General features: G+C 71.7%; 5 protein-coding genes. 4 read left to right on the top strand and 1 reads right to left on the bottom strand.

All coding sequences use genetic code 11. The features are described from left to right. The first annotated feature begins 229 nt into the window (after positions 1–229). On the top strand, positions 230–526 hold the full coding sequence (locus C1A33_RS18845; protein ID WP_207770379.1) for a DegT/DnrJ/EryC1/StrS family aminotransferase: 297 nt from the start codon (positions 230–232) through the stop codon (positions 524–526). Between the two features lie 135 nt (positions 527–661). Here the strand turns inward: C1A33_RS18845 and C1A33_RS18850 are convergent, their stop codons facing one another. After that, entirely contained in the window at positions 662–1,291 is a 630-nt protein-coding gene (locus C1A33_RS18850) for an LUD domain-containing protein (protein WP_101832783.1), read from the bottom strand. Positions 1,292–1,362: 71 nt separating this feature from the next. On the opposite strand from C1A33_RS18850, the gene C1A33_RS18855 reads away from it, so the two are divergent. The 3 genes from C1A33_RS18855 to C1A33_RS18865 all read left to right on the top strand — a co-directional run. Beyond that, a complete protein-coding gene (locus C1A33_RS18855) occupies positions 1,363–1,815 on the top strand; it encodes a winged helix-turn-helix transcriptional regulator (protein WP_243407708.1) in 453 nt (150 codons plus the stop codon). 254 nt (positions 1,816–2,069) lie between these two features. Continuing rightward, positions 2,070–4,298, top strand: a complete 2,229-nt coding sequence (gene recD2, locus C1A33_RS18860; protein WP_243407709.1) for an SF1B family DNA helicase RecD2 — start codon at positions 2,070–2,072, stop codon at positions 4,296–4,298. A gap of 133 nt (positions 4,299–4,431) precedes the next feature. Next, a partial coding sequence (locus tag C1A33_RS18865) for a helicase-related protein (RefSeq protein ID WP_133150721.1) occupies positions 4,432–5,792 on the top strand: 1,361 nt, incomplete at its 3' end.

Genomic DNA, 5,792 nt, shown 5'->3' on the forward strand with positions numbered 1-5,792 from the left:
GTACGCGACGCCCTGCGACTCGGCCCACTCCTTCAGGTTCACCTGACCATTATAGGCGCCTGGAGCAGCCTATTGAGCGCTGCTAGTCAGCAGTTCACAACCCCGAACGGCCAAGCCGTGCCGATCCCGCAGGCTCCAGGGGCCCTCGTCCCCACGGCAGATCGTGCCATGGTCGTGAGCGTCCCACGGCAGGCACGGTCAGCGTACCCGGCGACCTCGCCCGGTCATCGTGCCGGGGCTGCTGCTGCCGGAGTCCACGCCGGGCAGCGATCCGAGCTGGTTCGGTTTCGTGCTGACGGTCACCGAGGCTGCCGACTACGACCGGGCCGGCCTGATCGCGTTCCTGGAGTCGCGTCGGATCGGCACGCGGATGCTGTTCTCGGGGAACCTGGTCCGCCTGCATGTCTTCGCCGACGCCGCGGTTGGCTACCGTGTGGTGGGAGACCTTACGAACAGCGACGTCGTGACCGAGCGGACCTTCTGGGTCGGGGTCTATCCCGGTATCTCGAGTGAGATGATTGACTAGGTGGCGGTGTCGATCTGGGAGTTCGTCACTTCCATCGAGCGGCGGAGGAGCCGGCGGTAGTGGGGCGCCCGGGCCCGCTCCTGGCGCGAGGAGGGATGCGCGACGAGCGGGCCCGGGATCTCGCGGTCGCGGTGGTCAGAAGCCGGCGGCCTCGCGGACCAGGATGACATGACCGCGGTCCGGGAAGGCCTCGCGCTCGAGGATCAGGATCCGGCCGATGAACGACGTCTGGTTGTAGCGCTCCTGCAGTCGCGCGCTTTCGCGCGGGAGGCTGTAGGAGTGGATCCGGCGCAGGCCGGTCGCCACGTCGGGGACGATCTTCTGCGCGCCGACGACCCAGTAGGCGAGCTTGGCGCCGGCCGCGTAGGGCGCGAGCTGGCTGCCGCTCGCCGAGCCGGCGAGCAGGTGGCCGTCCTCGGTGACCGCGTGGACGCTGCCGACGACGACCTCGGGGGTGGCGCCCAGCCGGACGGTGTCCCAGACGTCGGCCGAGGGCGGTCCGGCTTTGGCACGCACCGAGACGTACTCGCCGGATTCGTCGATGTCCGCGGTGATTCCGGACAGTTCCAGCGTCTGGCTGGAGGCGGTGAAGATCTCCCGGTCGCGCGGGAGGAGCTCCCCGAGCAGAGACCTGGCGTCGGCGATGGTGTCGACGATGTGCACGACGAAGCCGTTCTCGCGCAGGGCCGCGGCCGCCCGGTCGAGCGCGGCGGCGTCAGCCGGCACGGCGAAGGTCTCGTCGAGCGGCAACGCTTCTACTGTCATGATCACAACTTTCTGTGTGGGGTCCGAATGTCTGGGGAATCCGGCCACAGTCTGGGCGACGGTGCGGCCGGGTGGAAGACGGCACTTTTTTCTTCCTTGGTTACGTGGAGGGAACCATGACGACGAGCGGCGCCGGCGCCGAGAGCATTGATCACGCGCGGATCGCGGCAGCTCTGGCCGTTCGGGGGGAACCGGCGTGCCGGGTTCGTGATGTGCTGGACCGGGTCGGCGACAAATGGTCCGTCACCCTCGTCCACGAGCTGGGCGGCGGCGCCCGGAGGTTCTCCGAACTACGTCGCGGGGTGCCGGGTATCAGCCCGCGGATGCTCAGCGCGACCCTGCGCGGCCTCGAACGGGACGGCTTTGTCCTCCGTACCGTTCACCCGACGGTTCCACCGCAGGTGGAGTATGCCCTCACCCCGCTGGGCCACACGTTGCTGGACACCGCCTGGTCGCTTATGAACTGGGCCCTGGAACATGCCGACGACATCGACGACGCCCGCCGCGAGTACGACGCGAAATAGGGCCGTCCCGGACGCCGGGACAGGGGTTGACTACATTGATGCCCATCAGGCTCGACCGCGGTGAGGCGGGCTGGACCAGGGCGTCGTCGACCAGGACCCGCGGCCTGATCGCACCTGCGCGGCCCTGATCGCACCTGCGCGGTACAGGGCCGATCTGGTGCGCGGGCACAATGGTGGCCGTGTCCTCGCACTCTGCCGCCGCGTCGGCTCCCACCGTCGGTCCGGCGGGACAGTCCGGTTCGGCGGGGCCGGGGATGGCGGTGGTGGAGGGGGTGTTGGAGCGGATCACCTTCGTCGCGCAGGAGACCGGGTACACGATTGCTCGGTTGGCGACGGAGCGGTCGGGTCCGGATCTGCTGACGGTGGTCGGCGCGTTGCTGGGCGCGCAGGTGGGGGAGAGTCTGCGCCTGGTGGGCCGGTGGGGGAGTCATCCGCGGTATGGCCGGCAGTTCCAGGTGCATTCGTTCACGACGGTGTTGCCGGCGACGATCCAGGGGGTCCGTCGGTATCTCGGCTCGGGGATGATCAAGGGTATTGGGCCGGCGATGGCCGAGCGGATGGTGGACCATTTCGGGCTGGACATTCTGCGGATCATCGAGGAGGAGCCGGGGCGGCTGGTCGAGGTGCGTGGGCTGGGTCCGAAGCGGACGAAGCGGATCGCGCTGGCGTGGGAGGAGCAGAAGGCCATCAAGGAGGTGATGGTCTTCCTGCAGGGGGTGGGGGTGTCGACGTCGCTGGCCGTGCGGATCTACAAGAAGTACGGTGACGGGTCGATCTCGGTGGTGCGTCATCAGCCGTACCGGCTGGCTTCGGAGGTGTGGGGGATCGGGTTTCGTACCGCGGACACGATCGCCCGGGCGGTGGGTATCCCGCCGGACAGTCCGGAGCGGATCGGGGCGGGGTTGCAGTACACGTTGTCGCAGGCCGCCGAGGACGGGCACTGCTATCTGCCGCAGCCGAATCTGGTCACCGAGGCGGTGAAGATCCTGGAGGTGGACCGGGAGCTCGTCGGTCCGTGTCTGGATTCTCTCGTCGCGGCCGAGGGGGTGGTGCGTGAGCGGGTGCCGGCCCGCGAGGGGCCGGTGCCGGCGGTCTACCTGCTGCCTTTCCACCGGGCGGAGACGTCGCTGGCGAATGGTCTGCTTGGTCTGCTCGGCGCCGCCGAGGAGAGCCTGGGGGCGTTCGCGGCGGTGGACTGGGCGGCGGCGTTCGAGTGGCTGCGCGGGCGGACCGGGCAGGAGCTGGCCGACGAGCAGGCGCAGGCGGTGCGCCTGGCCTTGACGAGCCGGGTGGCGGTGCTCACCGGTGGCCCTGGTTGTGGGAAGAGTTTCACCGTGCGTTCGGTGGTGGAGCTGGCGCGGGCGAAGCGGGCCCGGGTGGTGCTGGTCGCGCCGACGGGGCGGGCCGCGAAACGGCTCGCTGAGCTCACCGGCCATGAGGCCGCGACCGTGCACCGGCTGTTGGAGCTGCGACCCGGTGGCGAGGCGGCCTATGACCGGGACCGTCCGTTGGACGCGGATCTGGTCGTGGTGGACGAGTCGTCGATGATGGACGTGATCCTGGCGAACAAGCTGGTGAAGGCGATCCCGCCCGGCGCGCACCTGCTGCTGGTCGGTGACGTCGACCAGCTTCCCTCGGTCGGCGCGGGCGAGGTCCTGCGGGATCTGCTGGCCGCCGAGGCGATTCCCCGGGTCCGGCTGACGAGGATCTTCCGGCAGGCGCAGCGGTCGGGGATCGTCGTCAACGCCCATCGCATCAACGCCGGCAGCCCGCCGACGCTGCGCGGCTTCGACGACTTCTTCTGGTTCACCTGCGAACCACCGGAGGATTCCGAGGCGCATCCGGCGGAGGAGACCGCCCGGCTCGTCGTGGACATCGTCGCCCGCCGCCTCCCCGCCCGCTTCGGCCTGGACCCGCGCCGCGACGTGCAGGTCCTCACCCCGATGCACCGCGGTCCGGCGGGGGCGGGCAACCTCAACCTGCTGCTGCAGCAGGCCCTCACCCCCGGCGGTGATGGTGTCGCCGAGCGGCGTTTCGGCGGGCGGGTCTTCCGGGTCGGTGACAAGGTCACCCAGCTGCGCAACAACTACGACAAGGGCACGGCCGGGGTGTTCAACGGCACCGTCGGCGTCGTCACCGCGATCAGCGTCGAGGAGCAGACGGTCACGGTGCGCACGGACGAGGACGAGCTTGTCGACTACGACTTCACCGAACTCGACGAGCTCGCCCACGCCTACGCGATCAGCATCCACCGCTCCCAGGGCAGCGAGTACCCCGCCGTCGTGCTGCCCCTGACCACCTCGGCCTGGATGATGCTGCAACGCAACCTGCTCTACACCGGCGTCACCCGGGCCAAACGCCTCGTCGTGCTGGCCGGCAGCCGCCGGGCGCTGGCCGTCGCCGTGCGCACCCCCGGCGCGGGCCGCCGCCACACCGCCCTCACCCACCGCCTCACGGCGACACCCGGACCAACTGACAGGTGACGGCAAGGGGCGACGGCGTGCGGACGGGGAAGGGGGCGGTGGCGTCGATGGTGCCGGTGAACACGCCCGACCCACGATCGGATGCTCGCGGGCGCGCCGCCCCCGGCCGCGTTGATCCGAGGACACTGGGCGCATGTTGCCCGACCGCACCGTCGCCGGGGCTGATCTGCCCGTCCGGGCCGCCCTGCCCGCGCTCGTCGCCGCGCTGACCGCCAGCGACCAGCACGGCCCCGGCGGCGCCGCCGGGGCCGCGGTTCTGGTCGCCCCGCCCGGCACCGGCAAGACGACGCTCGTCCCGCTCGCGCTCGCCGACCATGTCCGTGGCCGGGTCCTGGTCGTCGAGCCGCGGCGCATCGCCGTACGCGCCGCGGCACGACGGATGGCCGTCCTCGCCGGCAGCGGCGAGGTGGGGGGCGCGGTCGGTTACACGATCCGCGGCGAGCGCCGGGCCGGGCCGTCCACCAGGGTCGAGGTGGTCACGACGGGAGTGCTCGTCCGACGGCTCCAACGCGACCCTGAGCTGCCCGGTACCGACGCGGTCATCCTCGACGAGTGCCACGAACGTCACCTGGACGCCGACCTGGCGCTCGCGTTCCTGCTCGACGTCCGCGCCGCGCTGCGCCCCGACCTGCTCCTGCTGGCCGCCTCCGCGACGGCCGACACCCGGCGGCTGGCCGCGCTGCTTGGCGCGCCCGGCCATCCCGCGCCGGTCATCGGGACGGACGCCGCGATGCACGACGTCGACGTGGTCTGGACACCCCCGCCGGGGATGATCACCCCGGCGCACGGCCTGCGCGTCGACCCGAAGCTACTCGACCACGTCGCCGCGACCATCGGACGCGCACTGCGGGAGACGTCCGGTGACGTGCTCGTCTTCTTGCCCGGCGCCGGTGAGATCGCCACCGTCGTGGGCCGGCTCGCCGAGCATCGCGACGTCGTGGACGTGCTCGCCCTGCACGGCCGCCAGTCCGGCGGCGCGCAGGACGCGGTGCTGCGCGCCGGCCCGCGTCGCCGGGTCGTGCTGGCGACCGCGGTCGCGGAGAGCAGCCTGACGGTGCCCGGCGTGCGGGTCGTCGTCGATGCCGGCCTGGCCCGCTCCCCACGGATGGACCACGCCCGCGGGCTGGGCTCGCTGGTCACCGTGCGGGTGTCGCGGTCGTCCGCCAGGCAGCGGGCGGGCCGAGCCGGCCGGGAGGCACCAGGCCGGGTGTATCGGTGCTGGTCGGCCGCCGAGCACGATCGGCTGCCCGCCCAGCCGGAACCGGAGATCGCCGTCGCCGACCTCACCGCGTTCGCCCTGGAGCTGGCTGTCTGGGGCCATCCCGGCGGGGTGGGGCTGCCGTTGCCCGACCCTCCTGCCGGCGCGATGGAGGCTGCCGCAGCCTCGCTCCGGGCCCTCGGCGCCACCGATGAGACGGGCAGGACGACCCCACGAGGACGCGCGTTCGCCCTGGTCGGCGCCCATCCGCGGCTCGCGCGGGCGCTGCTCGACGG

Source organism: Frankia canadensis, from assembly GCF_900197875.1.
Classification (GTDB): domain Bacteria; phylum Actinomycetota; class Actinomycetes; order Frankiales; family Frankiaceae; genus Frankia; species Frankia canadensis.